Below are 25,117 nucleotides of genomic sequence, written 5' to 3'. Positions count from 1 at the left end.
GGGATAGGGAAAGACCCATGCTTCGCGAATTCGCCGCCTATTACCGCCCGCACATGCGGCTTTTCTGGGTCGATTTCGGCTGCGCGGTGCTGTCGGGGCTGCTCGAGCTGGCCTTTCCGCTTGCGATCGTGGGGTTCATCGACGTGCTGCTGCCGCGCGGCGACTGGGGCCTGACGCTGGCCGCCGCCGCCGGGCTGATGGCGATCTATGCGGTCAACACCGGCCTCATGGCGATCGTGATCTACTGGGGCCACCGCCTGGGCATCAACATCGAGACCGAGATGCGCGCCCGCGCCTTCGACCACCTGACCCGGCTCGGCTGGCGCTGGTACGACCGCGCCCGCACCGGCAAGCTGGTCGCGCGCGTGACCCGCGACCTGGAAGAAATCGGCGAGGTCGCCCACCACGGCCCCGAGGACGCCTTTATCGCGGTGATGACCTTCGCGGGCGCGTTCGTGCTGATGTTCCTCGTCCACCCGACGCTCGCGCTGATCGTCGCGCTGATCGTGCCGGTGATGATGGCCGTGCTGATCGTCGCGGGCGGGCGGATGACGCGCACCTGGCGCGCGATCTATTCCCGCGTCGGCGACTTCAACGTGCGGCTTGAGGAAACGCTGGGCGGCGTCCGCGTGGTCCAGGCCTTCGGCAACGAGGCGCACGAGACCCACCTGTTCGCCGCCGACAACGCACGTTACCGCGCGACCAAGCTTGACGCCTACCGCATCATGGCCGGGGCCAACGCGCTGCAATACATGGGCCTGCGCTTCGTGCAGGTGATCGTGATGGTGGTGGGGGCGGGGTTCGTCCTGCGCGGCGATCTGTCCACCGGCGGCTATGTCGGGTTCCTGCTGCTGGTCGGCGTGTTCTATCGGCCGCTGGAAAAGATCGCGGCCGTGATCGAGACCTATCCCAAGGGCATCGCGGGCTTCCGCCGCTACCTGGAGCTGCTGGCGACCGAGCCCGAGATCGCCGACGACGCGGGCGCCGTCGAGGCGCCGGCCCTGCGCGGCGACATCGTGTTCGAGGGCGTGGGCTTCGGCTACGATCCCGCCCGGCCGATCCTGGCGGGGATCGACCTTGCGATCCGCGCGGGCGAGACGGTGGCGTTCGTCGGCCCCTCGGGCGCGGGCAAGACCACGCTTCTGGCGCTGCTGCCGCGTTTCTACGAGCCGACGGCGGGCCGCATCACCGTCGATGGCCTGCCGCTGGCGGCGGTCACGCTAAACAGCCTGCGCCGCCAGATCGGGCTGGTCAGTCAGGACGTGTTCCTGTTCGGCGGCACCCTGCGCGACAACATCGCCTACGGCCGGCTTGGCGCGAGCGGGGCCGAGGTGGCCGAAGCCGCCGCCCGCGCCCAGCTCGGCCCCCTGATCGCGTCGCTGCCCGAAGGGCTGGACACCATCGTGGGCGAGCGCGGGGTGATGCTGTCGGGCGGGCAGAAGCAGCGCGTGGCGATCGCCCGCGTATTCCTGAAGAACCCGCCGATCCTCATCCTGGACGAGGCGACGAGCGCGCTCGACACCCGGACCGAGCGCGAGATCCAGACCGCGCTCGAGGCGCTGTCGGTCGGGCGCACGACGCTGGTGATCGCGCACCGCCTGGGCACGATCAGAGACGCCGACCGGATCGTCGTCATGCAGGACGGCCGCGTGGTCGAAACCGGCAGCCACGCCGACTTGACCGCGCGGGCGGGCGTCTATGCCGCGCTGGCGTCCTGACGGTGGCGAAGCCGGGCGATCCGCGCGGTTCCACGGCGTCCGCAGCCGTCCGCGTCGCGCAGGCGTCACAGTCCGGCGGTAAGCGCCCCCGATGACCGACATACGCCTTGAGAACCTGTCGCGCAGCTTCGGTGCGACCCGCGCCGTCGATGGCCTGACCGCGGCCTTCGGCGCGGGGCGTTTCGTGGCCCTGATGGGACCATCCGGCTGCGGCAAGACGACGCTTCTGCGCCTGATCGCGGGGCTGGAACGGCCCGACGCCGGACGGCTGTGGCTTGGCCGCGACGAGGTCGCGGGACCCACCGTCTTCGTCCCGCCCGAACGGCGGCGGCTGGGGATGGTGTTTCAGTCCTACGCGCTGTGGCCGACCATGACCGTGGCGGGCAACGTGGGCTTCGGGTTGAACCGGCTGCCCCGCGCCGAACGCGATGCGCGGGTCGCGGACGCGCTGCGGCTGGTCGGCCTGCACGATCACGGCTCGCGGCGGCCGCACGAGCTGTCGGGCGGCCAGCGACAGCGCGTGGCGCTGGCCCGCAGCCTCGCCGCGCGGCCGCGCATCCTGCTGCTGGACGAGCCGCTCGCCAATCTCGACGCGCATCTGCGCCACGCCATGCTGGCCGAGTTCCGCCGCATCCACGCGGCGACCGGCTGCACGATGGTGTTCGTGACCCACGACCAGAACGAGGCGATGGCGGTCGCCGACACCGTGGCCGTCATGGACCACGGGCGGCTTGAACAGATCGGCGCGCCGGGCGAGCTGTATGACCGGCCGCGCACGCCGATGGTCGCGCGCTTCGTGGGGCAGGGCCGCACCCTGCCGGTCGAGGTGACGGGGCGCACGCCGGATGGGCTTTGCACCTTGCGGCTGGGCGCGGCCACGCTGGCGCTGCCGGGCGACGCGCCGCCGGGCCCCGGCTGGCTGTGCCTGCACGCCCGCGACCTGACGCCCGACGCGGGCGGCCTGCCCGCCCGGATCGCCGGGGTCCGGTTCGAGGACGGCTACCTGCTGGCCGACGTGCTGCTGGACGATCTGCCGGGCGGCGCGCCGCTGTCGCTGCGCCTTGACCGCCCCGGCGCAGTGGGCGAGGCGCTGCCCGTCCGCATCCGGGGCGGCTGGGTGCTGCCGCGCGAGGGGCAGGGGGTTGCGCCGGTGCCGGGCGGCGGGTCCGCGCAGGATGCTGCCGGGCCCGTGTCCCCCGCATCCCGGCACACCGAGCTCGCCCCATCCACTCCGCGCCCCTGAACACCCGCGCCACCTGCGCCGGCCGCCTGTCCTGTCACGAATTCTTCAGGCCGCCGCAGTAAAAGCGGGCAACCCTTGCAGGAGCGTCTGATGAACCACTACCGCAACGCAGCCCTCGTCCTTCTCGCCCTGTGCAGCCCGGCCCTGTCCGGCCCGGCGCTCGCCGCCGCCTCGGGGCAGATCACCGTCTATACCTCGCAGCCGCAGGACCAGATGGCGCAGGTCGTGGCCGAGTTCAACAAGGACTACCCCGACGTCGAGGTAGAGATATTCCGCACCGGCACGACCGAGCTGATGTCCAAGCTGCAGGCCGAGTTCGCGGCAGGCTCCTCGCCCGCCGACGTGCTGCTGATCGCCGACGCGGTCGCCATGACGCAACTGAAGGGCGAAGATCGGCTGCTGGCCTATGCCGACGCGCCGGTCGAAGGGGTCCCCGCATCCGTCATCGACCCCGACAAGACCTTCTTCGGCACCAAGCTCATCACCACCGGCATCGTCTACAACACCGGCCTGGTAAAGACGCCGCCCGCCTCGTGGGACGATCTCAAGTCCGAGGACGTGGCAAGCTCGCTCATCATGCCGAGCCCGCTTTATTCCGGCGCCGCCGTGATCCACGTCGGCACCATGGTCCAGCAGCCCGAGTTCGGCTGGGCCTGGTACGAGGACATGGCCGCCAAGGGCGCGGTCGCGGGCCAGGGCAACGGCACCGTGATCGAGGCGGTCGCGCGCGGCGAGAAAGCCTATGGCATCATCGTCGAATACATGGCGATGAACGCGGCCAAGGACGGCTCGCCCGTGGCCTTCAGCTGGCCCGCGCAGGGCGTCAGCGCGATCACCCAGCCGGTCGCGATCCTCAAGGGCACCGACAACGAGGACGCGGCCAAGGCGTTCGTGGACTGGCAGCTGTCGCGCGCCGCGCAGGAACAGTCGGTCGCGCAGGGCTATTTCCCGATCATCGACGGCATGGCCGCGCCCGAGGGGTATCCCGCGCCCGCCACGCTCAAGATCCTGCCGCTGGACGCGGCCAAGCTGATGGCCGACGACCAGGCCAACAAGGAAAAGTTCGCTGACCTCTTCGGCGGCTGAACGCCCCTTTCGCGCCACATGGAAGGGCGGCGACCTGGCGGTCGTCGCCCTTCTGGCCGTGTTCGTGCTGGCGACCGGGCTCTGGCCGCTGCTGCGCCTGTTCGGCGAGGCGTTGCGGCCGGGCGAAGACGGGGAAGTGCTGGGCGTCCTGCGCGACACGCTGCAGGGCCGCGCCTTCCGCGTCGCGTTCTGGAACACGCTGTCCTCGGCCGCGGGCTCGGTCGCCGTCTCGACCGTCATCGGCGTGGCGCTGGCGCTGGCGACCGGGCTTGCGCGGCTGCCCGGGCGCGCGGTGATGAGCTTTCTGGCGCTCTCGCCCTTGCTGATCCCGTCGCAGATCGTGGCGCTGGCGTGGATCGAACTCTTGGGCAGCGGCTCGCCCATCGCGGGCCTGCTGCGGCCGCTGGGCATTGCGCCCGCGCCGGGGCAGCCGAACCCGCTTTACTCGGGCTCGGGAGTGGCCTGGCTGATGGGGATCGAGCATATGCCGCTTGTCTTCATCGCCGTGCGCGCGCGGCTGGCGGCGGTGCCGCTTGACCTGGTCGAGGCCGGGCGGATCGCGGGCGCGCCCGCGGGCCGGATCGTGGCGCGGGTGATCCTGCCGCTCGCCTGGCCTGCGGCGATGGCGGGGGCGGTCCTGGCCTTTGCGGCGGCGGTCGGCAACTTCGGGGTGCCCGCGCTTTTGGGGATTCCGGGGCGGTTCCCGGTCCTGACCACGCTGATCTACCAGCGCCTGAACGGCTTCGGCCCCGACGTGATCGGCCGCGTCGCTGCCATGGCGCTGGTGCTGGTGGCGCTGGCGGCGGCGGCGCTGGTCCTGCGGCAGGCGATCGTCGCCCGGCTGACCGTGCCGGTGGGGGCTGGCGCCGCGTTCACGGGCTTTGCGCCGGGGCGCTGGCGCTGGCCGCTCGCGGCGCTGGTGTGGCTGGCGCTTGCGTGGGTGGCGATCCTGCCGATGGTCGCGCTGGCCGCCACCGCGCTGGTCCCGGCGCTGGGGGTGCCGTTCGGTCCCGACACCGCGACCCTGCGCAACTTCGAGGCGGCGATCCAGAACCCGGCGGTGCGGCGCGCCTTTGCAAACTCGTTCGCGCTGGCGGCCGGGGCTGGGGCGATCCTCGCCGCCGTGGCGATCCCGCTGGCGTGGCTGTCGCGGACCGGCCGCAGCGGACCCGCGCGGGTGCTGTCCTGGCTGGCCGAGGGGGCGTGGGTGGTTCCCGGGACGGTGCTGGCGCTGGCCACGATCCTGGTTTACCTGCCGCCGCTGCCCGGACTGGGCTTTTCGATCTACGGGACGGCGGCGATCCTGCTGCTGCCTTACCTTGGCCGCTTCCTGCCCCTGACGCTGCGCCCGGTCGAGGCGGCGCTGGCCGCGATGGACCCGTCGCTGGACGAGGCGGCGCGGATCCACGGCGTCAGCCCCGCCCGGCGGATGCTGCGGATCGCCGCGCCCGCCGCGCTGCCCGCCGCCGCCGCAGGCGCGCTCGTGATCTTCATGACCGCGCTGAACGAGCTCACCCTGTCGGCCCTGCTGTGGTCGGCGGGAAACGAGACGGTCGGGGTGCAGATCTTCTCGATGCAGTACGAGGGGAACTCGACCGGCGCGGCGGCGCTGTCGGTGATGTCGCTGGCTCTGGTCGCGGTGCTGGTCGCGGCGGCCGACCGGCTGGCGCGGCACCTGCCGCCCGGCACGTTGCCGTGGCGGGGGCCGTAGGACGGGCAGGCGGGACGCGCCCGGCCGCCGCCGTGGATGCCGTTCCGCACTTGGATGTTTTCACCATTGCGGGATCGCCGCGTCATCGGGCGGTTTTGGCTTGTCAGGGCGGCCGCCGGGGTGGCACCCCGCAAGGGACGGCACCCGCGCCGCGGACGACGACAGCGAGGCCACGATGACCCCCAGAACCGCCGCCCCGATCCTGGCCGCCGCCCGTGTCGCCACCCGTGCCGTAGCCCGAGCCGCCGCTTTCGTGCTGGTCATGCCCGCATTGGCATTGTCGCAGACGGGTCCCGGCGGCCCCGGGGCTGCCGGCGGCACCCGTGGCCCGACCGAGGTCGGCGTGATGACCGCCGCCCGCAGCACCGTCCCCGTCACCGTCACGCTGCCCGGCCGCGCGGTCGCCTTTCAGCAGGCCGCGATCACGCCGAAGGTCGGCGGCGAGGTGCGCGAGGTCGCCTACGAGCCCGGCTCGACCGTCAGGGCGGGCACCGTGCTGTTCCGGCTTGAGGACGAGACGATCGCCGCTCAGCTGAACGCCGACATCGCCGCCGTGGAATCGGCGCAGTCGGCGGTGGACGGCGCGCAGGCGACCGTGAACCGCTATGAACGGCTGCAAGGGTCGGGCGTGAGCCAGGCCGAGCTGGAAAACGCGCAGGTCGCGCTGTCGAGCGCGCAGGCCGAGCTGGTCGGCGCCGAGGCGCAGCGCGACCTGACCCAGCTTTCGCTCGGCCGGACCGAGATCCAGAGCCCGATCGACGGCATCGCCGACATCTCGGCCGTCAGCGTGGGCGACATCGTGTCGGCCGGGCCGCAGACCGAACTGACCACGGTCACGCAACTGGACCCGATCTACGTGGACGTGGCCGAAAGCCGCGCCCGCATCCTGCGCAACCGCGCCCGCCGCGCCGAAGGCAGCCTGCAGCCGCTGGACGGACCGTCGGCGCAGCTGATCCTGGAAACCGGGCAGGTCTATGAGCACGCGGGCTTTCAGGTCAGCCCCGGCGTCGCGGTGTCGCCCACGACGGGGACGGTGCCGTTCCGCATCCGCTTCGCCAACCCGAACCGCATGATCCTGCCGGGCCAGTTCGTCCGGGTGGAAATCCAGGTCGGCACCGTGGACGGCGTTCTCGTCCCGCAGCGGGCGACCAGCCGCAGCGCGGACGGGTCGCTCACCGCCTTTGTCGTGCGCGACGGCCGCGCCGACGAGGTCGAGCTGACCGAGAACGGAACCACCCGCAACAGCTGGATCGTGACCGACGGCATCGCCGAGGGGGACCAGCTGGTGCTGGACGGCCTCGACAACCTGCGCGACGGGGCCGAAGTGACGACCGTGGCGGTGGCGATCGATGACGAGGGCGTGGTGCGCGACGCGGACGCGGTCGTGGCCGAGGGGCAGGGCGCCACGGCGGCGGACGGCGGCCCCCCTGCCGCAGACGGGGCGCAAGGCGCGGCGGCGGATACCGCCGCCACGCCCGCCCCGGCCGTCGATGCGAACGCCCCCGCCGCCATCGCGCCGGAACAGCCGGCGGGCAGCGACGCGGCGGTGGGCCAGCCGGACGCGGGCACCCCCGCAAGCACCGCCCCCGCCACCACTGCCCCCGCAAGCACTGCCCCCGCGCAGGCGCCCGCCGCCGGGACCAACTGAGCGATGGCGCAGTTCTTCATCCACAGGCCCGTCTTTGCCTGGGTCCTCGCGATCGTCACGATGCTTGCCGGGGTCTTTTCGCTGATCGGCCTGCCGGTGTCGCAATATCCAGACATTGCGCCGACCACGGTCCGCATCTCGGCCTCGTACCCGGGCGCGACGGCGGGCGCGGTCCAGAACTCGGTCACGACGCCCATCGAGGATTCGCTGAACGGCATCGACGGGCTCATCTATTTCGAATCGAACTCGTCGCAGGGGCGGTCGTCGCTGACGCTGACCTTCGATGACAGCGTCGAGCCGACGGACGCGCTCAACGACGTGCAAAGCCGGGTTCGCAGCGTGGAATCCCGCCTGCCGACACCGGTGCAGAGCAACGGCGTGTCGGTCAGCCGCTCGACATCGTCGATCCTGATGGTCGGCGCGCTGGTGTCCAACGACAACGGCTACCGCACGGTCGAACTGGGCAACCTGCTGGAAGAAGTCGTCGAAGGCCCGGTGAACCGGGTCGAGGGCGTGGGCGGGATCAACCTGTTCGGGTCTGGCTACGCGATGCGGATCTGGCTCGACCCGCTGCGGCTGGCGCAATACCAGCTGACCCCTTCGGACATCGTGTCGGCGGTGGCCGAACAGAACGCGACCGTGTCGGTCGGCTCGCTCGGCACCCAGCCGGTCGTGCCGGGCCAGCAGTTCACCGCGACGATCACCGCGCAAAGCCAGCTGACCAGCGCCGAGGATTTCCGCCAGATCCTGCTCAAGACCGGCGAGGACGGGGCCTCGGTGTGGCTGGGCGACGTGGCCAAGGTCGAGATCGGGCAGCAAAGCTACGGCAGCGACAGCCGCTTCAACGGGCTGAACGCGGCGGGGTTCGGGGTCAACCTGGAAACCGGCGCCAACGCGGTCGAGACTGCCGCCGGCGTCCGCGACACGCTGGACCGCATCCAGTCGGCGCTGCCCGAGGGGGTCGAGCTGCGGATCGCCTATGACACCTCGCCCTTCGTCGAGGCGTCAATCGAGAAGGTCTACCACACGCTGATCGAGGCTGTGGTGCTGGTCGTCGCGGTCATCCTGATCTTCCTTCAGAACTGGCGCGCGACGCTGATCCCGGTGATCGTCGTGCCGGTCGTCCTTCTGGGCACCTTCGGGGTGCTGGGCGCGCTTGGCTATTCGATCAACACGCTGACGATGTTCGCGATGGTTCTGGCGATCGGCCTGCTGGTGGACGATGCCATCGTCGTGGTCGAGAACGTCGAGCGGGTGATGCGCGAGGAGCATGTCGGCCCGGTCGAAGCGACCGAGCGCAGCATGCGCGAGATCAGCGGCGCGCTGATCGGGATCGTGGTCGTGCTGTCGGCGGTGTTCCTGCCGATGGCGTTCATGGCCGGGTCGACCGGCGTCGTCTATCGCCAGTTCTCGGTCACGATCATCTCGGCCATGGGCCTGTCGCTGGCGGCGGCGCTGATCCTGACGCCCGCGCAGACCGCGACCATGCTGCGCCCCCACGACGGCGAGGCGGGCTTCGCGCCCGCGCGCTGGTTCAACCGCGGCTTCGACCGGCTGACCGCGTGGTACGGCCGCACCGTGCAGCGCATCGTCGGGCGGCCGTTCCTCGTGCTGCTGGTCCTCGTCCTTTTGTCCGTGGGGGTGTGGCAGCTGTTCACGCGCATGACCTCGACCTTCCTTCCGACCGAGGATCAGGGCGTCCTGATGGCGCAGGTGAACCTGTCCGAGGGATCGACGGTGCAGCAGACCCGCGCCGTGGTCGAGGAAATCGAAGCCTATCTGCTCAAGGAAGAACCGGCGATCCAGTCCACCTTCGGCGCGCTGGGGTTCGGGTTTTCCGGCACCGGGCAGGGCCGGGCGACGCTGTTCGTGCGGTTGAAGGACTTCGCCGACCGCAAGGACGCCGACCAGACGGCGGCAGAGATCGCCGCGCGCGCCAACAAGCGGTTCGCCGACACCCGGGCGGGGCGCGTCACCTTCATGCAGCCGCCCGCGATCCAGGGACTTGGCAACAGCGCGGGCTTCAGCATGTTCCTGATCGACCAGTCGGGCGCGGGTGTCCCCGCGCTCCGCGATGCGGCGGCGTGGCTTGAGCAGGCGGCAGAGGATGACGGCCGGCTGGACAACGTGCAGGGCCGGGGCGACGAGGACGACGCGGCGCTGAAGCTTTACATCGACCCGCAGCGGGCCGAGGCGCTGGGGCTGAGCCTCAGCGAGGTGAACGGAATGCTCGCCACGATCTTCGCAGGACGCGAGGTGAACGACTTCGCGCTCGGCACCGCGCTCAGGCCGGTGATCGTGCAGGGCGACGCGCCGTTCCGCATGCAGCCCGACGACCTGGAGGAGTGGTATGCCCGCAACGGCGACGGCGAGATGGTGCCCTTCAGCGCCTTCGCCTCGACCGCGTGGGAGCCGGTGTCGCCCCGCCTTGCCCGGTTCGAGGGCACGGACGCGATCTCGGTGTCGGGGTCCGAGGCGCTTGGCGTCAGCACCGGTGAGGCGATGGAGGCGATGGAGGAGCTGGTCGCCCAGATCCCCGGCGGCGGCTTCGACGTGGCATGGACCGGGCTGTCCTATCAGGAACGGCAGGCGGGCAACCAGGCGCCGTATCTGTACGCGCTGTCGGCGCTGGTGGTGTTCCTGTCGCTAGCCGCGCTTTACGAAAGCTGGACCGTGCCGCTGGCGGTGATGCTGTCGGTGCCGGTCGGGGTCTTTGGCGCGGTGCTGGCCGCCCTGCTGCTGGGCCAGCCCAACGACGTCTATTTCAAGGTGGGCATCCTGACGACCATCGGCCTGTCGGCCAAGAACGCGATCCTCATCATCGAGTTCGCGGTCGCGCTCGAGGCGCAGGGTCGTTCCGCCGCCGAGGCGGCGATCGAGGCCGCCAAGCTGCGCCTGCGCCCGATCCTGATGACCTCGCTCGCGTTCATCCTGGGCGTGCTGCCGCTGGCGATCGCCACGGGGGCGGGGGCGGCGGCTCAGAACTCGATCGGGATCGGGGTGATGGGGGGCATGATCTCGGCCACGTTCCTGGGGATATTCCTTGTGCCCGGCTTCTACGTCGCGGTGCGTCGGATCACCGGCGGGCGCAAGGCACGCGGCGCGCCTGCCAAGGCATGACCGACGCGCGGCGGGGGCGCGCGTCCGGCGCCGGGCAGGTCAGCCGGTTCGCGCCTCCGCCAACGCCCGCGTCAGCTCGGCATGAAGCGCCCGGCGTTCGTCGGGCGACAGGAACGCGCCCAGTTCGATGACGCGCTGGCCGTCGGTGAGGGTGAGGTAATCCTCGACCGGGCGCGGGTGCAGCGCAAGGCGGACCCAGTGGGGGTTCGCGGTCCAGACCCGGTCGGGGCGGCCGGGATCGCTGCGAGTGACGGTCAGCGCGGCGGGCGTCAGGTCGAGCGTCTCGCGTGTGGTGCCCTGGCGGTCGCTCAGGCGGATGGCGGTCCACAGACCCGCGACGGCGACCCCCGCGAACGGCAGCAACCCCCACAGCGCGGTGCGCCCCAGCATCGACAGGATCGGCAGCGCAAGCCCCGCCGCCGTCAACCCGATCACCCACGCGAACCCGCTGCGGGGCAGCGACCGGTGCGGCCAGATCGTGAGCCGCCGAAGGCCCGGCGCGTCGTCGTCCCAGCGATAGGGCATCGGTCGGTCGCATTCCCCTTGTCGGCGCGCGGGCCCCTCATCCGCCCTGCCGGACGGCTTTCATGGAAAAGGCCCCGGATCGCTCCGGGGCCGTTTTGTCTGCTTGGGTCCGCTCAGTGGGCGGGATGCACGTTGTCCCAGTCGGACCGCTTCGGCAGCGTCTCGAACGTGTGTTCGGGCGGCGGCGAGGGCAGGGTCCATTCCAGCGTGTCGGCGTATTCGTTCCAGTAGTTCGGAACGTTCACGCGCTTGCCGGCGAACAGGGTGTAGAAGACGATCCCGATGAACAGCAGGAACGAGGCGAACGAGATGTAGGCGCCGATCGAGCTGTAGTAGTTCCAATGCGCGAACTCGACCGGATAGTCGATGTAGCGGCGCGGCATGCCCTGGCGGCCAAGGAAGTGCTGCGGGAAGAAGATCAGGTTCGAACCCAGGAACATCATCCAGAAGTGCAGCTTGCCCGCCCATTCCGGGTACTGGCGACCCGACATCTTGCCGATCCAGTAATAGACCCCGGCGAAGATCGCGAACACGGCGCCCAGCGACATCACGTAGTGGAAGTGCGCCACGACGTAGTAGGTGTCGTGATAGACCCGGTCCAGCGGCGCCTGGCTGAGAACGACGCCGGTGACGCCGCCCACAGTGAACAGGAACAGGAAGCCGAACGCCCAGAGCATCGGCGTCTTGAACTCGATCGAGCCGCCCCACATCGTCGCGATCCACGAGAAGACCTTGATGCCGGTCGGCACCGCGATCGTCATGGTGGCGAGCATGAAGTAGGCCTGCTGCGTGACACTCATCCCGGCGGTGTACATGTGGTGCGCCCACACGACGAAGCCCAGCACCCCGATCGCGATCAGCGCCAGCACCATCGGCAGGTAGCCGAAGATCGGTTTCTTCGAGAAGGTGGCGATCACGTGGCTGATGATGCCGAAGCCCGGCAGGACGATGATGTACACCTCGGGGTGGCCGAAGAACCACAGGATGTGCTGGTAAAGCACGGGGTCGCCGCCACCGGCCGGGTTGAAGAAATTGGTGCCAAAGTTGCGGTCCATCAGCAGCATGGTGATCGCGCCGGCCAGCACCGGCAGCGCCAGCAGGATGAGCCACGCGGTGACGAACACCGACCAGGCGAACAGCGGCACCTTGAACAGCGTCATGCCCGGCGTGCGCATGTTCAGGAAGGTGGTGATGATGTTGATCGCGCCCACGATCGACGACGCGCCCGAGACGTGGACGGCGAAGATCGCGAGGTCGGTGGAATAGCCGCTTTCGGTCGTGGATAGCGGCGGATACAGCACCCAGCCGATCCCCGAGCCGCGCATGTCGTTGCCGCCCGGCGCGAGAAGCGACGCGATCCCCAGCGCCACGCCGCAGACATAAAGCCAGTAGCTGAGGTTGTTCAGGCGCGGGAACGCCATGTCCGGCGCGCCGATTTGCAGCGGCATGAAGTAGTTGCCGAAGCCCCCGAACAGCGCCGGGATGACGACGAAGAACATCATCAGGACGCCGTGATAGGTGATCAGCACGTTCCAAAGGTGCCCGTTGGGCGTGCAGACTTCGCCGTCGCCCGCGGGAATGAAGCGCATGCCTTCAAGGCACATGTACTGGACGCCGGGGAACTGGAGTTCCATCCGCATGTACACGGTGAAGGCGACCGCGATCAGGCCGACCAGGCCAGCGGTGAACAGGTAAAGGACACCGATGTCCTTGTGGTTGGTGGACATGAACCAGCGGGTGAAGAACCCGCGTGTGTCATGGTGCCCGCCATGGTCGTGTATCGCGGCGTCAGCCATGCGCGATCTCCTTCGTGAATCGGTGGCGTGCCGGGCAAAAGACCGGCGAGCTATGAGCGTTGTTCTAGCGATCCCGTGAACGGACGGCAATGCATCCCGACAGCGCCGGACGGCGATACGGGCGGGTGCCAGGTGCCTAGTTCGCGGGTGCGGCGGGGGAGTTCTGGCGCAGATAGGCCACGACGTCGGCCTGCTTCTTCGCCAGCTTGAAGGTCATCTTGGTGCGCAGCTTTTTGTCGCCGGTCCTTTCCTGGACGTAGCGGTTGGGATCGGTGACGTAGTGGCTCAGGTCCTCGGGCGTCCAGACCTCGCCCGCCTCGCCCAGCTTCACCAGCGCGTCCGAGTACTTGAAATCCGCCTGAGTGCCCGCCTTGCGACCCACCACGTTGTAGAGGTTCGGGCCGGTCCTGCCGCCCTTGACGATGTCGTTGCCCTGATCGTCGCGGATCATGTGGCAGGCCTTGCACTTCCTGAACTCGCGCTCGCCCGCCACGGGATCGCCTGCGGCGACCTGGGTGGCGGCCGTTGGGGTCGTGGTCGCGGGGGTCTGGACTGCGGGGGTCTGGACTGCGGGGGTCTGGGCGACGGCGGGGGCGGCCAGCGTCAGGGCGGCAAGAATGACCGGCATTTTCAAGGTCATGGCTGTTCCTCGTGGAATGGGGCGGGACGTGGAATGGCTTGGCGGTGCGGTTCGGCGAACGGGTAGCAGGTCCGCGCGGACCTATCCATGCGACGAAGTGCGGCGTTTGTCAGCCGTCCGTCAGCCGTCCGTCAGCCGTCCGACAGCCGGTCGAACCGCCCCGGAAAAGTCGCCATCAGCGCCCGGTCCAGGTCGTCCATGCCGACCGGCAGGCCAAGGTCCACGAGGCTCGTGACCCCGTGGCCGCGGATCCCGCAGGGGACGATGCCCGCGTAGTGCGACAGGTCCGGCTCGACGTTGACGGCAAGCCCGTGAAAGCTGACCCAGCGCCGCAGCTTGACCCCGATCGCGGCGATCTTGTCCTCGCGGGCGGCCCCGTCGGGCAGGGGGGCCTTGTCGGGGCGCGTGACCCAGACGCCGACGCGGCCCGCGCGGATCTCGCCCCGCACCCCGAACTCGGCCAGCGCGTCGATGACCCATCCTTCCAGCGCCGCGACAAATGCGCGCACGTCGCGGCCGCGCCGGTTGAGGTCCAGCATGACATAGACCACGCGCTGCCCCGGCCCGTGATAGGTGTACTGCCCGCCGCGCCCGGTGGCGTGGACGGGAAAGCGGGCGGCGTCCGTCAGGTCCTCGGGCCGGGCCGAGGTTCCGGCGGTGTAGAGCGGCGGATGTTCGACCAGCCAGATCGCCTCGGACGCGGTGCCGGCGTGGATGGCGGCGATCCGCGCCTCCATGAAGGCGACCGCCTGCGGGTGGTCGATGGGCCGGGGCGTCAGCAGCCATTCCGGCGTGCCGGCGGGCGCCGCCGCCACGCGGATCGTGTCGCGCGTCGGCAGGTCTGGCGCCGCAGGGGTCGTGGCGAGATCGCTCATGCCGCACGGCATGGGCCGCCCCACAAGAAAGAGCAAGTCCGCACGGCGGAACCCCGCCCCGACCGGGCGCTTGTGGTCTGGCACCGAGCCTGAGGAGAACGCGCCATGGAAATCACCGCCGCCGTCATGACCAAAGCCGACGGCATGCTCACGCGCCGCAAGATCCGGCTGGAGCAGGTCGAACTGGACGATCCGCGCGACAACGAGGTCCTTGTCCGCATCTCGTCCTGCGGCATCTGCGGCACCGACCGCGGCGCGATCCACGGGCTCGAGCCCTATCCCACCCCCGGCGTCCTTGGTCACGAGGGGTGCGGCATCGTCGAGGCGGTGGGGCGCGAGGTCACCGCCTGGAAGCCCGGCGACCGGGTGATGATCGGGTTCGCCTATTGCGGCTATTGCCGCAGCTGCCGGCGCGGACAGCACCGCTATTGCGAGAACGGGGCCAAGCTCAACTTCTCGGGCTACCGGATGGACGGCAGCAGCGGGATGAAGCGCAGGAACGGCGAGGCGGTCGCGGGCCGGTTCTTCCAGCAGTCGTCCTGGGCGACCCACGCGCTTGCGGTCGAAAACCAGCTTGCGCGGGTGCCCGACGGGCTGGATCTCGACACCACCGGACCCTATGGCTGCTCGATCTCGACCGGCGCGGGGACGATCCTGAACGAACTGCGGCCCGAGCCGGGCAGCAGCCTCGCGGTGTTCGGGGCGGGCAACGTGGGCCTCGCCGCGATCATGGCGGCGCAGCTTTCGGGCGTGACGCGGATCATCGCGGTGGACAAGGACCGAAAGCGCCTTGCCCTGGCCAAGGAACTGGGCGCGACCGACACGCTGGTTCACGGCGCGGGCACGGTGTTGGAAATCAAGGACCTGGTCGGCGACAAGCTCAACTATTCGGTCGAGGCGACGGACGGCGAGAACCTCGTCTCCGAGGCGGTCGCGGCGCTGGGTGTCCTCGGCACCTGCGCGATGGTGGGCGGCGCGGCGGCGACCGAGTTCGTGAAGGTCAACCACCCCGACTTCCTGCTGCACGGCAAGCGCCTGATCGGTGTCGTGGGCGGGGGCGGGCAGACGCCCATGTTCCTGGAGGCGCTGATGGACCTGCAGCTGCAGGGGCGGTTCCCGGTCGAGAAGCTGATGAAGACCTATGATTTCGCCGACATCGACAAGGCCATCGACGACAGCGACGACGGGCGGACGATCAAGCCGATTCTGAAGATGAACGGCTGAGCAGCCGGCCCGCTCAAAAGATGAGTGCGCTTCATCTTGTTTCTGCGTAACATGAGTTACACTTTTGCACCCGGCAGGCGTATATGATCGGGTCAAAACCTGCCCCGAAGGTCGCCATGCCCGTTCTTTCCCCCGCTTTCGACGCCATCCGCGCCGCCGCACGCGAGCGCATCCTGATCCTCGACGGGGCGATGGGGACGCAGATCCAGAACCTGCGGCTGGGCGAAAGCGACTTCCTGGGCGATCCGAACCACGGCGGCGGCTGTGGCTGCCATATTCACTCCGACCACCCCCAGCAGGGCAACAACGACCTGCTGAACCTGACCCAGCCCGAGGCGATCGAGGACATCCATTTCCGCTATGCGCTGGCGGGTGCCGACATCGTGGAGACGAACACCTTCTCGTCCACCACCATCGCGCAGGCCGACTACGCGATGGAGGATCGCGTCTATCAGCTGAACCGCGAGGGCGCGCTGCTGGCGCGCCGCGCGCTCGACCGGGCGACGGCCCGCGACGGGCGGCCGCGCTGGGTCGCGGGCGCGCTGGGGCCGACGAACCGCACCGCCTCGATCAGCCCCGACGTGAACGATCCGGGCTTTCGCGCCGTCACCTTCGACCAGCTGCGCGTGGCCTATGCCGAACAGATCCGCGGCCTGATCGCGGGCGGCGCCGACCTGATCCTGATCGAGACGATCTTCGACACGCTGAACGCCAAGGCCGCGATCTTCGCCGCCGACGAGGTGTTCGAGGAGACCGGCACGATCCTGCCGGTCATGATTTCCGGCACCATCACCGACCTGTCGGGCCGCACCCTGTCGGGACAGACGCCGACGGCGTTCTGGCACTCGGTCCGCCACGCCCGGCCGCTGACTGTCGGGCTGAACTGCGCCCTTGGCGCCAACGCGATGCGCCCGCACCTGGCCGAACTGTCCGAGGTCGCCGACACCCTGATCTGCGCCTATCCGAACGCGGGTCTGCCCAACGAAATGGGCGAATACGACGAAAGCCCCGCCGCGATGGCGCGCCAGATCGCCGATTTCGCGGGAGAGGGGCTCGTCAACGTCGTCGGCGGCTGCTGCGGATCGACCCCCGACCACATCGCCGCGATCGCCGCCGCCGTGGCCGAACTGCCCGCGCGCACGGTCCCGCAGATCGCGCCGCGACTTCGGCTGTCCGGCCTCGAGCCGTTCGTCAAGACCGAGGACATCCCGTTCGTCAACGTGGGCGAGCGCACGAACGTCACCGGCAGCGCCCGCTTTCGCAAGCTGGTGACGGCGGGCGACTTTCCGGCTGCGCTGGACGTGGCCCGCGACCAGGTGGAAAACGGCGCCCAGATCATCGACGTGAACATGGACGAGGGGCTGATCGACAGCGCCGCCGCCATGACCACCTTCCTCAACCTGATCGCCGCAGAGCCCGACATCGCCCGCGTTCCCCTGATGATCGACAGCTCCAAGTGGGAGGTGATCGAGGCCGGGCTGAAATGCGTGCAGGGCAAGCCGGTCGTGAACTCGATCAGCATGAAGGAAGGCGAGGTCGCGTTCCTTGAGCAGGCGCGGCTTTGCCGCCGCTACGGGGCCGCCGTCGTCGTCATGGCCTTCGACGAACAGGGCCAGGCCGACACCGCCAACCGCAAGGTCGAAATCTGCGCCCGCGCCTACGACCTGCTGACCCGCGAGGTGGGCTTCCCGCCCGAGGACATCATCTTCGACCCCAACATCTTCGCCGTAGCCACCGGCATCGAGGAACACGACAACTACGGCGTCGACTTCATCGAAGCGACGCGGCGGATCGTGCAAGGGCTGCCGCATGCCCACATCTCGGGCGGCGTGTCGAACCTGTCGTTCAGCTTCCGCGGCAACGAGCCGGTGCGCGAGGCGATGCACGCCGTGTTCCTGTATCACGCGATCCAGGCCGGGATGGACATGGGGATCGTGAACGCGGGCCAGCTTGCGGTTTACGACCAGATCGAGCCGGAACTGCGCGAGGCGTGCGAGGACGTGGTGCTGAACCGCGCGCCCGCGGGCGGGGGCAGCGCAACCGAGCGGCTGCTGGAGCTTGCCGAGCGCTACAAGGGCGAGGGCGGGGCGAAGGCGCGCGAAAAGGACCTGACGTGGCGCGAATGGCCGGTCGGCAAGCGGCTGGAACACGCGCTGGTCAACGGGATCACCGAATACATCGACACCGACACCGAAGAGGCGCGGCTTGAGGCCGAGCGCCCGCTGCACGTCATCGAAGGGCCGCTGATGGCCGGGATGAACGTGGTAGGCGACCTGTTCGGGGCGGGCAAGATGTTCCTGCCGCAGGTGGTCAAGTCGGCCCGCGTGATGAAGCAGGCCGTGGCGCATCTGCTGCCCTACATGGAGGCGGAAAAGGCCGCGAACGGCGGCGGATCGTCGTCGGCCGGCAAGGTGCTGATGGCGACCGTCAAGGGCGATGTCCACGACATCGGCAAGAACATCGTCGGCGTCGTCCTTGCCTGCAACAACTACGAGATCATCGACCTGGGCGTGATGGTCCCGGTGCAAAAGATCCTCGAAACCGCGCGGGCCGAGAAGGTGGACATCATCGGCCTGTCCGGCCTCATCACCCCCTCGCTGGACGAGATGGTCCACGTCGCCTCCGAGATGGAGCGCGAGGGGTTCGACATCCCCCTGCTGATCGGCGGGGCCACGACCAGCCGCGTCCACACGGCGGTCAAGATCAACCCCCGCTACCACCGCGGCCAGACCGTCTATGTCACCGACGCGAGCCGCGCGGTGGGGGTGGTGTCGAACCTTCTGTCGGGGGAACGCGACAGCTTCACCAGTTCGGTCCGCGACGAGTATGTCGAGATGGCCGACCGCTACGCCCGCGGCCAGACCGACCGCGAGCGGCTGCCGGTCGAGGCCGCGCGCGCGAACGCGCTGAAGATCGACTGGACCGGATACCGGCCGACGCCGCCGACCTTTACCGGTGCGCGGGTCGTGGGTGACTGGGACCTTGCCGAACTGGCGCGCTACATCGACTGGACTCCGTTCTTCCAGACGTGGGAAATGAAGGGCGTCTATCCCAAGCTGCTGGACGATCCGGCGCAGGGCGCGGCCGCGCGGTCGCTGTTCGCCGACGCGCAGGCGATGCTGAAGCGGATTATCGACGAAAACTGGCTTTCGCCCCGCGCGGTCGTGGGGTTCTGGCCCGCCAACCGCGACGGCGACGACATCCGCCTGTGGACGGACGAGGCGCGCGCCGCGCCGCTCGCCACGCTGCACACCTTGCGACAGCAGGTGACGAAGCGCGACGGCCGCCCGAACGTGGCGCTGGCCGATTTCGTCGCGCCCACGGGTCAGCCCGACTGGGTCGGCGGCTTCGTGGTGACGACGGGGGACGAGACGGCGCGCGCGCAGGCCTATCGTGACGCGCACGACGATTTCTCGGCGATCCTGCTGCAGGCGCTGTCGGACCGCTTTGCCGAGGCGATGGCCGAACTGCTGCACGAACGCGTCCGGCGCGAACTGTGGGGCTACGCAGCAGGCGAGGGCTTCACCCCCGAGCAGCTGATCGGCGAGCCCTATCGCGGCATCCGTCCCGCCCCTGGCTACCCGGCCCAGCCCGACCACACCGAAAAGCGCACGCTCTTCGACCTGCTGGGCGCGACCGAGGCGACCGGGGTCGAGCTGACGGAATCGATGGCGATGTGGCCGGGATCGTCGGTCAGCGGCCTTTATATCGGCCATCCCGACGCCTATTACTTCGGCGTGGCCAAGGTCGAGGTGGACCAGGTGGCCGATTACGCCGCCCGCAAGGGGATGCTGGTGGCCGAGGCGGAGCGCTGGCTTGCGCCCGTCCTCAACTACGATCCGGCGCGGCAGATTGCCGCCGAATAGGCCTTTTCAAGCGTGATGGGGTTGGCTATGTCAGCCCCACCACGGATGCGGTCGTGGCGGAATTGGTAGACGCGCAGCGTTGAGGTCGCTGTTCCTTAACCGGAGTGAAAGTTCGAGTCTTTTCGACCGCACCACTTTTTTCGGGTCCAGCCGGGCCGACGTTCCGGCACCGACCCAAGCGGAAGGCAGCTTCCCATCATCTGACCTCGGGGATGACGAAAGCGGGCGCCACAGCGGCGCCCGTTTCGCGTTCATGCGGCCCCCGCCGGGCGCACGAACCCTTCGCTCGCCTTCATCAGGGCGCGGGTGTAGTCGCTTTCGACCCGGCGGTGGGACAGCGCCCCTTCGGTCAGTTCCTCGACCGCGCGTCCGCCCTTCATCACCAGCAGCCGGTCGCACATGTGGTCGATCACGGCGAGGTCGTGGCTGACGAACAGGTAGGTCAGGTTCTTTTCGCGCCTGAGCCGCGACAGCAGGTTCAGGATTTCCGCCTGGATCGAGGCGTCGAGCGCGCTGGTCGGTTCATCCAGCAGCAGGATCGTCGGTTCCAGGATCAGCGCGCGCGCGATCGCGACCCGCTGGCGCTGCCCGCCAGACAGCTGGTGCGGCAGGCGGAACCGGAACGCGGGGTCCAGCCCCACGTCGGCCAGCGCCCCGGTGATCCGCGTCTCGCGGTCGCGGAAGCCGTGGATCGCCAGCGGCTCGGACAGGATGCGGTCGATTGTGTGGCGCGGGTGCAGCGAGCCATACGGGTCCTGAAACACCATTTGCACCTGCCGCGTGAACGCCCGGTCGCGCCGCAGGTCAAGCGGCTTGCCGTCGATCAGGATCTGCCCGCCCGCCACCGGGGAAAGGCCGCAGATCGCGCGCAGCACGGTGGACTTGCCCGATCCCGACTCCCCCACCAGTCCGAAGGACGCGCCGGGTTCGACCCGGAACGACACCGCATCGACCGCGACCACGCGGCGCTCGTCCTCGCCGAAGACGACGGTGAGGTCCCGGACCTCGATCCGGGGGACGGGTGCGTCGGTCATGCGTCTTTCCAGGCTTGCTGGCGTTGCAGGGTGGGCAGGTCGCCATGCCCGCCGCCGATCCGGGGCAGGCAGTTCAGCAATCCCTGCGTGTAGGGGTGCTTCGCCTCGTGCAGGCGGCGCGCCTCGATCTCTTCGACGATGCGGCCGCGGTACATCACCAGCACCCGGTCGCAGAAGGTGGACACCAGCCGCAGGTCGTGGCTGATGAAGATGAGCCCCATGCCACGCCGGCGCACGAGATCGTCGAGAATCCGCAGCACTTCCAATTGCACGGTCACGTCAAGCGCGCTGGTCGGTTCGTCCGCGATCAGCAGTTCCGGCTCGGTCACCAGCATCATCGCGATCATCACCCGCTGGCCCATGCCGCCCGACAGCTCGTGCGGATAGGCTTTCAGCACCCGCTCGGGATCGCGGATCTGGACCTCGTTCAGCATGTCGAGCGACCGGCGCCGGATCTCGTCGCGCGGGGGGCGGCCGTGGACGCGCAGCGCCTCGGCGATCTGGCGGCCGACGGTCATCACCGGGTTCAGCGAATAGCGCGGGTCCTGCATGACCATCGACACGCGCTGGCCTCTGATCCGGCGCATCTGCCGTTCGGGCAGGTTTCGCATGTCGATGCCGTCGAACGTCAGGCAGCTGGCCGCGACGCGACCGGGCGCGCGGACGAGGCCCAGGATCGCGCGGCCGGTCATCGACTTGCCGGACCCGGATTCCCCCACGATCCCGACCCGTTCGCGCCCCACGTCGAACGAGATGCCGCGCACCGCCTGGAACGGTCCGCGCCGGGTGTCGAACGTCACCGACAGGTCGCGCACCGACAGCAGCGCGTCGCCATGTGCCTGGGTCATTTCGATGCCGCCCTGGGGTCGAGGACGTCGCGCAGCGCGTCGCCCAGAAGGTTGAAGCCAAGGCTGACCAGCAGGATCGCGATACCGGGAACGGTCGCCACCCACCAGTGCGACAGCAGGTACTGCCGCCCGGTCGAGATCATCGCCCCCCATTCCGCCAGCGGCGGCTGCGCGCCCAGGCCCAGGAACCCGAGCCCCGCGGCAGTGAGGATGATCCCCGCCATGTCCAGCGTCACCCGCACCACGACCGAGGACAGGCACATGGGCATGATGTGGCCGGTGATGATCCTGAGCGTGGATGCCCCCTGCAGCCGCGCCGCCGCGATGTAGTCCGACCGGCGCACGGTCAGCGTCTCGGCCCGCGCGACTCGGGCATAGGCGGGCCACGCCGTCAGCGCGATCGCGAGAACAGCGTTGACGATCCCCGGCCCCAGCGCCGCCACGAAGGCGAGCGCCAGGATCAGGCGCGGAAAGGCCAGGAAGATGTCGGTGATCCGCATCAGGATCCGGTCGGTCCAGCCGCCAAGCGTGCCCGCGACGGTGCCGACGATCAGCCCGAACACCGGCGCCGTCACCGCCACCAGCGCGACGATATACAGCGTCACCCGCGCGCCGTAGACGATGCGAGAGAAGATGTCGCGGCCAAGCTCGTCGGTGCCGAGGATATGGCCCTGCCAGCCCGGCGGACGCAGCCGCCCGGCAAGGTCCTGCGCGTTCGGCGCGTGGGTGGCGATCAGCGGCGCGAAGATCGCCATCATGATAAGCAGGACGATGATCCCCAGCCCGACCATCGCCAGCGCGTTGGACGACAGCGTCTGCCACGCGTTCCAGGCCGAGATGCTGCGCGCCTGCAGGCGCGAGCGCGGCGTGTCGGTGTTGAGCCATGCGCGCAGGCCCGGCGCGGTTCCCGCGTCGCTCATCGCGCCCTCGGATCGACGATGGTGTAGAGGATGTCGGACAGCAGGTTCAGCACGATGAACATCGCCCCGATCACCAGCGTGCCGCCGAGGACGGCGTTGAAGTCGGCCGCGAACAGCGCCTGCGTGACGTAAAGGCCGAGCCCCGGCCACGCGAACACCGTTTCGGTCAGGACCGACCCTTCCAGCAGCGAGGCGTACGACAGGACAATCACGGTGATCAGCGGAACCATGGCGTTGCCGAGCGCGTGGACCCAGATCACGCGCCATTCCGGCACGCCCTTCACGCGGGCGGCGGTGATGTATTCCTGGCCCAGCTGCTCCAGCATGAACGACCGCGTCATGCGCGAGATGTAGGCCATCGAGAAATAGCCCAGCACGGCGGCCGGCAGGATCAGGTGCGCGACGGCGTTGCGGAACACGTCCCAGGCGCCCGACAACGCGCTGTCGAGGATGACCGATCCGGTGTAGCGGGTGACGTCGAACTCGTAGGTGAACTGCTGCGTCACGTCGAGCCTGCCCGGTCCCGGTGCCCAGCCGAGCGTGCCGTAGAAGATCAGGAGCGCGACGAGCCCCAGCCAGAACACGGGCATCGAATAACCCAGCAGCCCCACCACGCGGATCACCTGGTCGGGCCATCTGCCCTGATAGACCGCGCCGACAACGCCGCCGGGAATGCCCAGCACGATTCCCAGGATGGTGGCGAAGGTCGCAAGCTCCAGCGTGTTGGGGAAGGTGCGGCCGATGTCCTTCAGGACCGGCTGCCCGGTCAGGTTGGCGGTGCCCAGATCGCCCGTCAGCACGTCGCCCACGTAGCGGACGAACTGCTCGGGGATCGGCCGGTCAAGGCCAAGCTCGACCCGTGCGGCGTCGTACTGGGCCTGCGTCGCGCGGTCGCCGACAACCGCCAGCACCGGGTCCAGCGGCACCACGCGGGCGATCAGGAAGGTCACCAGCAGCAGCCCGAACAGCGTGACGGCAAGCGAAAAGACGAAGCTTGCGACGCGCCGTGCCGCGCGCGCCAGTCCCCGCGACGACCTGCCCCGGGACGGCGGGATCCGCGCGCGGCCGAGCCCGCGCGGATCGTCGATGTTGGTCGAGGTCATGGGCCGGGATTACTGCGCCGCAGCCTTGGTGACCGGCCAGTAATAGGCGGATTCGACCGCGCCGCCGGCCTGGAAGCCGTCGACGTTCGACCGCATCGCCGTCTGCTCGATCTGCTGGAACAACGGGATCAGCGGCGAGGACGCCTGCGCCATGCGCTGCATTTCCTCGTACATGCCGCGGCGGGTCGCCTCGTCCTGTTCGATCACGGCCGCATCGACCATCGGCGTCGTCTCGGTCGCCGCATAGGCGTTGCGCCAGGCGAGGTTGCCGACCAGCTTGGCATCGACCGAGTTGTCGGGGTTCGCGGCAAAGACCGAGGCGTTGGTGTGGGGGTCGGGATAGTCCGTGCCCCAGGTCTGAAGCGTCAGCTCGTGGTTGCGGGCGCGATAGATTTCCAGCGCCTCGGACCCCACGACCGGGCGCAGGTTCAGGGTGATCCCGGCCTGCGCCATGGTGCCCTGCAGCGCCTGCCCGATGTCGATCCGCTCCTGTTCGTTGCGCATCAGGAACTCGATGGCGAAGCCGTCCGGGTAGCCCGCCTCGGCCAGCAGCGCCTTGGCCTTTTCCACGTCGAGCGTGTAGGGATTGTCCTTGATCTCGCCCAGGAACCCCTCGGGCAGGAACGACTGGTGGATCACGTCGCGGCCCTTGAGCAGCGTGGTCGTCAGCCCCTCGTAATCGACGAGGTACCGGATCGCCTCGACCACCTTCGGGTTCTTGAGGATCTCGTTGTCCTGGTTCGCGCCGAGATAGTAGATCAGGCCGCGAAGGCTGTCCTGTACCTTCAGCCCGTCGACGGTCGAGATCGCCTCGATGTCGGTGGGCGTCAGGTTGCGGACCATGTCCACGTCACCCTTTTCCAGCAGCAGGCGCTGGGTCGCGGGTTCCGCGACGTGGCGCACGAACACGCGCTTCATCTGCAGGTCGGCGGCGCGGTTCCAGTTCGGGTTCGCTTCAAGGATAACGGATTCGTTGGGCGTCCACGAGCGCAGGACATAGGCGCCCGAGCCGGCGGAGTTCTGGCTCAGCCACTTGTTGCCAAGATCCTCGCCCTCGACGTGCTGCATGACCGTTTCCATGTCCACGACCGAGCCGGCCGAGGCGGTCAGCGCGTTGGACAAGAAGGTCGGCGCGAACGGCTTGTCGGTCTGGATCACCAGCGTCATGTCGTCGGTGGCGCGGACGTTCTGTTCCACGTTCTCCTTGGTCAGGCCGAACTGCGTAATGATGAACGCGGGCGTCAGGTCCAGCTTGACCACGCGCTGCAGCGACCATGCCGCATCCTGCGCGCGGACCGGGTTGCCCGACGCGAACTTGCGGCCTTCCTGCATCTTGAAGGTGAAGGTCTTGCCGTCCTCGGACACCGACCATTCCGACGCGAGGCCGGGGATCGGCTGCAGGCTGACCGGATCGACGTCCACCAGCGTCTCGTACACGTTGTTGATCTGATCGCCGCCCGAGATTTCAAAGCTTTGCGCCGGGTCCATCGAAAGCATGTCGTCGATCGAGGTGGCGATCACCAGCGTGTCGGGCGGCGTTTCGGCCAGGGCCATGCCGCCCAGGGCGGTCCCGAGCAGAAGCGAGCCGGCAAGGACGGGAGTGCGAAGATTGAACACGTCAGAACCTCATGTCTTTCAGCGGCCGGTGATCGGGGCTGGGTGGAGTTCATGCATGCGCGCTACGCTAGGGCGTGTTGACAAAAGGGGTTCACCGGGCGCGGTGATCGTGATTCAAGCTGGTATCTGCAATGGAGACCAGC

Annotated in this window: 17 protein-coding genes and 1 tRNA gene; 9 read left to right on the top strand and 9 right to left on the bottom strand. The window is 69.1% G+C overall.

What is annotated here, in order from left to right; all coding sequences use genetic code 11:
- Positions 1-17: 17 nt before the first annotated feature.
- The 6 genes from FNF32_RS08445 (at position 18) to FNF32_RS08420 (ending at position 10,526) form a co-directional block, all read left to right on the top strand.
- Entirely contained in the window at positions 18-1,718 is a 1,701-nt protein-coding gene (locus FNF32_RS08445; RefSeq protein ID WP_131675390.1) for an ABC transporter ATP-binding protein, read from the top strand.
- Between the two features lie 91 nt (positions 1,719-1,809).
- On the top strand, positions 1,810-2,961 hold the full coding sequence (locus FNF32_RS08440; protein WP_131675391.1) for an ABC transporter ATP-binding protein: 1,152 nt from the start codon (positions 1,810-1,812) through the stop codon (positions 2,959-2,961).
- Between the two features lie 90 nt (positions 2,962-3,051).
- Positions 3,052-4,047 (top strand): ABC transporter substrate-binding protein, encoded by a 996-nt coding sequence (locus tag FNF32_RS08435; RefSeq protein ID WP_131675392.1) that lies wholly within the window; start codon positions 3,052-3,054, stop codon positions 4,045-4,047.
- A gap of 64 nt (positions 4,048-4,111) precedes the next feature.
- Entirely contained in the window at positions 4,112-5,758 is a 1,647-nt protein-coding gene (locus tag FNF32_RS08430; RefSeq protein WP_131675393.1) for an ABC transporter permease, read from the top strand.
- A gap of 175 nt (positions 5,759-5,933) precedes the next feature.
- Entirely contained in the window at positions 5,934-7,406 is a 1,473-nt protein-coding gene (locus FNF32_RS08425; RefSeq protein ID WP_221930688.1) for an efflux RND transporter periplasmic adaptor subunit, read from the top strand.
- Between the two features lie 3 nt (positions 7,407-7,409).
- Positions 7,410-10,526 carry a multidrug efflux RND transporter permease subunit gene (locus FNF32_RS08420; protein WP_131674249.1) on the top strand — a complete coding sequence of 1,039 codons (3,117 nt, stop codon included), beginning with the start codon at positions 7,410-7,412 and terminating at the stop codon, positions 10,524-10,526.
- 39 nt (positions 10,527-10,565) lie between these two features.
- Here FNF32_RS08420 and FNF32_RS08415 read toward each other — a convergent pair whose 3' ends face one another.
- From FNF32_RS08415 to lipB, 4 genes are all read right to left on the bottom strand, one after another.
- A complete protein-coding gene (locus tag FNF32_RS08415) occupies positions 10,566-11,051 on the bottom strand; it encodes a DUF2244 domain-containing protein (RefSeq protein ID WP_131674248.1) in 486 nt (161 codons plus the stop codon).
- 113 nt (positions 11,052-11,164) lie between these two features.
- Complete coding sequence (gene ctaD, locus FNF32_RS08410) at positions 11,165-12,847, bottom strand: cytochrome c oxidase subunit I (RefSeq protein WP_131674247.1); 1,683 nt, start codon at positions 12,845-12,847, stop codon at positions 11,165-11,167.
- Between the two features lie 136 nt (positions 12,848-12,983).
- Positions 12,984-13,487 (bottom strand): c-type cytochrome, encoded by a 504-nt coding sequence (locus FNF32_RS08405; protein WP_131674246.1) that lies wholly within the window; start codon positions 13,485-13,487, stop codon positions 12,984-12,986.
- A gap of 131 nt (positions 13,488-13,618) precedes the next feature.
- Positions 13,619-14,362 carry a lipoyl(octanoyl) transferase LipB gene (gene lipB / locus FNF32_RS08400; protein ID WP_131674245.1) on the bottom strand — a complete coding sequence of 248 codons (744 nt, stop codon included), beginning with the start codon at positions 14,360-14,362 and terminating at the stop codon, positions 13,619-13,621.
- A 126-nt stretch (positions 14,363-14,488) separates the two neighbouring features.
- On the opposite strand from lipB, the gene FNF32_RS08395 reads away from it, so the two are divergent.
- The 3 genes from FNF32_RS08395 (at position 14,489) to FNF32_RS08385 (ending at position 19,586) form a co-directional block, all read left to right on the top strand.
- The gene (locus FNF32_RS08395; RefSeq protein WP_221930687.1) at positions 14,489-15,586 is read left to right on the top strand and encodes an NAD(P)-dependent alcohol dehydrogenase; all 1,098 of its coding nucleotides are present in this window, start codon (positions 14,489-14,491) and stop codon (positions 15,584-15,586) included.
- Positions 15,587-15,702: 116 nt separating this feature from the next.
- On the top strand, positions 15,703-19,452 hold the full coding sequence (gene metH / locus FNF32_RS08390) for a methionine synthase (RefSeq protein ID WP_246087748.1): 3,750 nt from the start codon (positions 15,703-15,705) through the stop codon (positions 19,450-19,452).
- A gap of 47 nt (positions 19,453-19,499) precedes the next feature.
- Positions 19,500-19,586: transfer RNA gene (locus tag FNF32_RS08385), tRNA-Leu, on the top strand.
- A gap of 117 nt (positions 19,587-19,703) precedes the next feature.
- Here FNF32_RS08385 and FNF32_RS08380 read toward each other — a convergent pair.
- Genes FNF32_RS08380 through FNF32_RS08360 form a run of 5 tightly spaced genes read right to left on the bottom strand, consistent with a single transcriptional unit; the run spans position 19,704 to position 24,974 of the window.
- On the bottom strand, positions 19,704-20,486 hold the full coding sequence (locus FNF32_RS08380) for an ABC transporter ATP-binding protein (protein ID WP_131674242.1): 783 nt from the start codon (positions 20,484-20,486) through the stop codon (positions 19,704-19,706).
- On the bottom strand, positions 20,483-21,334 hold the full coding sequence (locus FNF32_RS08375) for an ABC transporter ATP-binding protein (protein WP_131674241.1): 852 nt from the start codon (positions 21,332-21,334) through the stop codon (positions 20,483-20,485). The genes FNF32_RS08380 and FNF32_RS08375 overlap by 4 nt, the downstream gene beginning before the upstream one ends.
- The gene (nikC, locus tag FNF32_RS08370) at positions 21,331-22,254 is read right to left on the bottom strand and encodes a nickel transporter permease (protein ID WP_131674240.1); all 924 of its coding nucleotides are present in this window, start codon (positions 22,252-22,254) and stop codon (positions 21,331-21,333) included. Before nikC ends, FNF32_RS08375 begins: the two co-directional genes overlap by 4 nt.
- Positions 22,251-23,357: an ABC transporter permease gene (locus FNF32_RS08365; protein WP_131674239.1), complete on the bottom strand. Its 1,107-nt coding sequence runs from the start codon at positions 23,355-23,357 to the stop codon at positions 22,251-22,253. Before FNF32_RS08365 ends, nikC begins: the two co-directional genes overlap by 4 nt.
- Positions 23,358-23,366: 9 nt before the next feature.
- Positions 23,367-24,974 carry an ABC transporter substrate-binding protein gene (locus FNF32_RS08360; protein ID WP_342778048.1) on the bottom strand — a complete coding sequence of 536 codons (1,608 nt, stop codon included), beginning with the start codon at positions 24,972-24,974 and terminating at the stop codon, positions 23,367-23,369.
- Positions 24,975-25,117: the final 143 nt, after the last annotated feature.

It is taken from the genome of Paracoccus marinus (genome assembly GCF_007018965.1).
In the GTDB taxonomy this organism is placed as follows: domain Bacteria; phylum Pseudomonadota; class Alphaproteobacteria; order Rhodobacterales; family Rhodobacteraceae; genus Paracoccus; species Paracoccus marinus.
The sequence above is the reverse complement of the archived record's forward strand: the minus strand, read 5'-3'. Positions and strand labels throughout refer to the sequence as shown.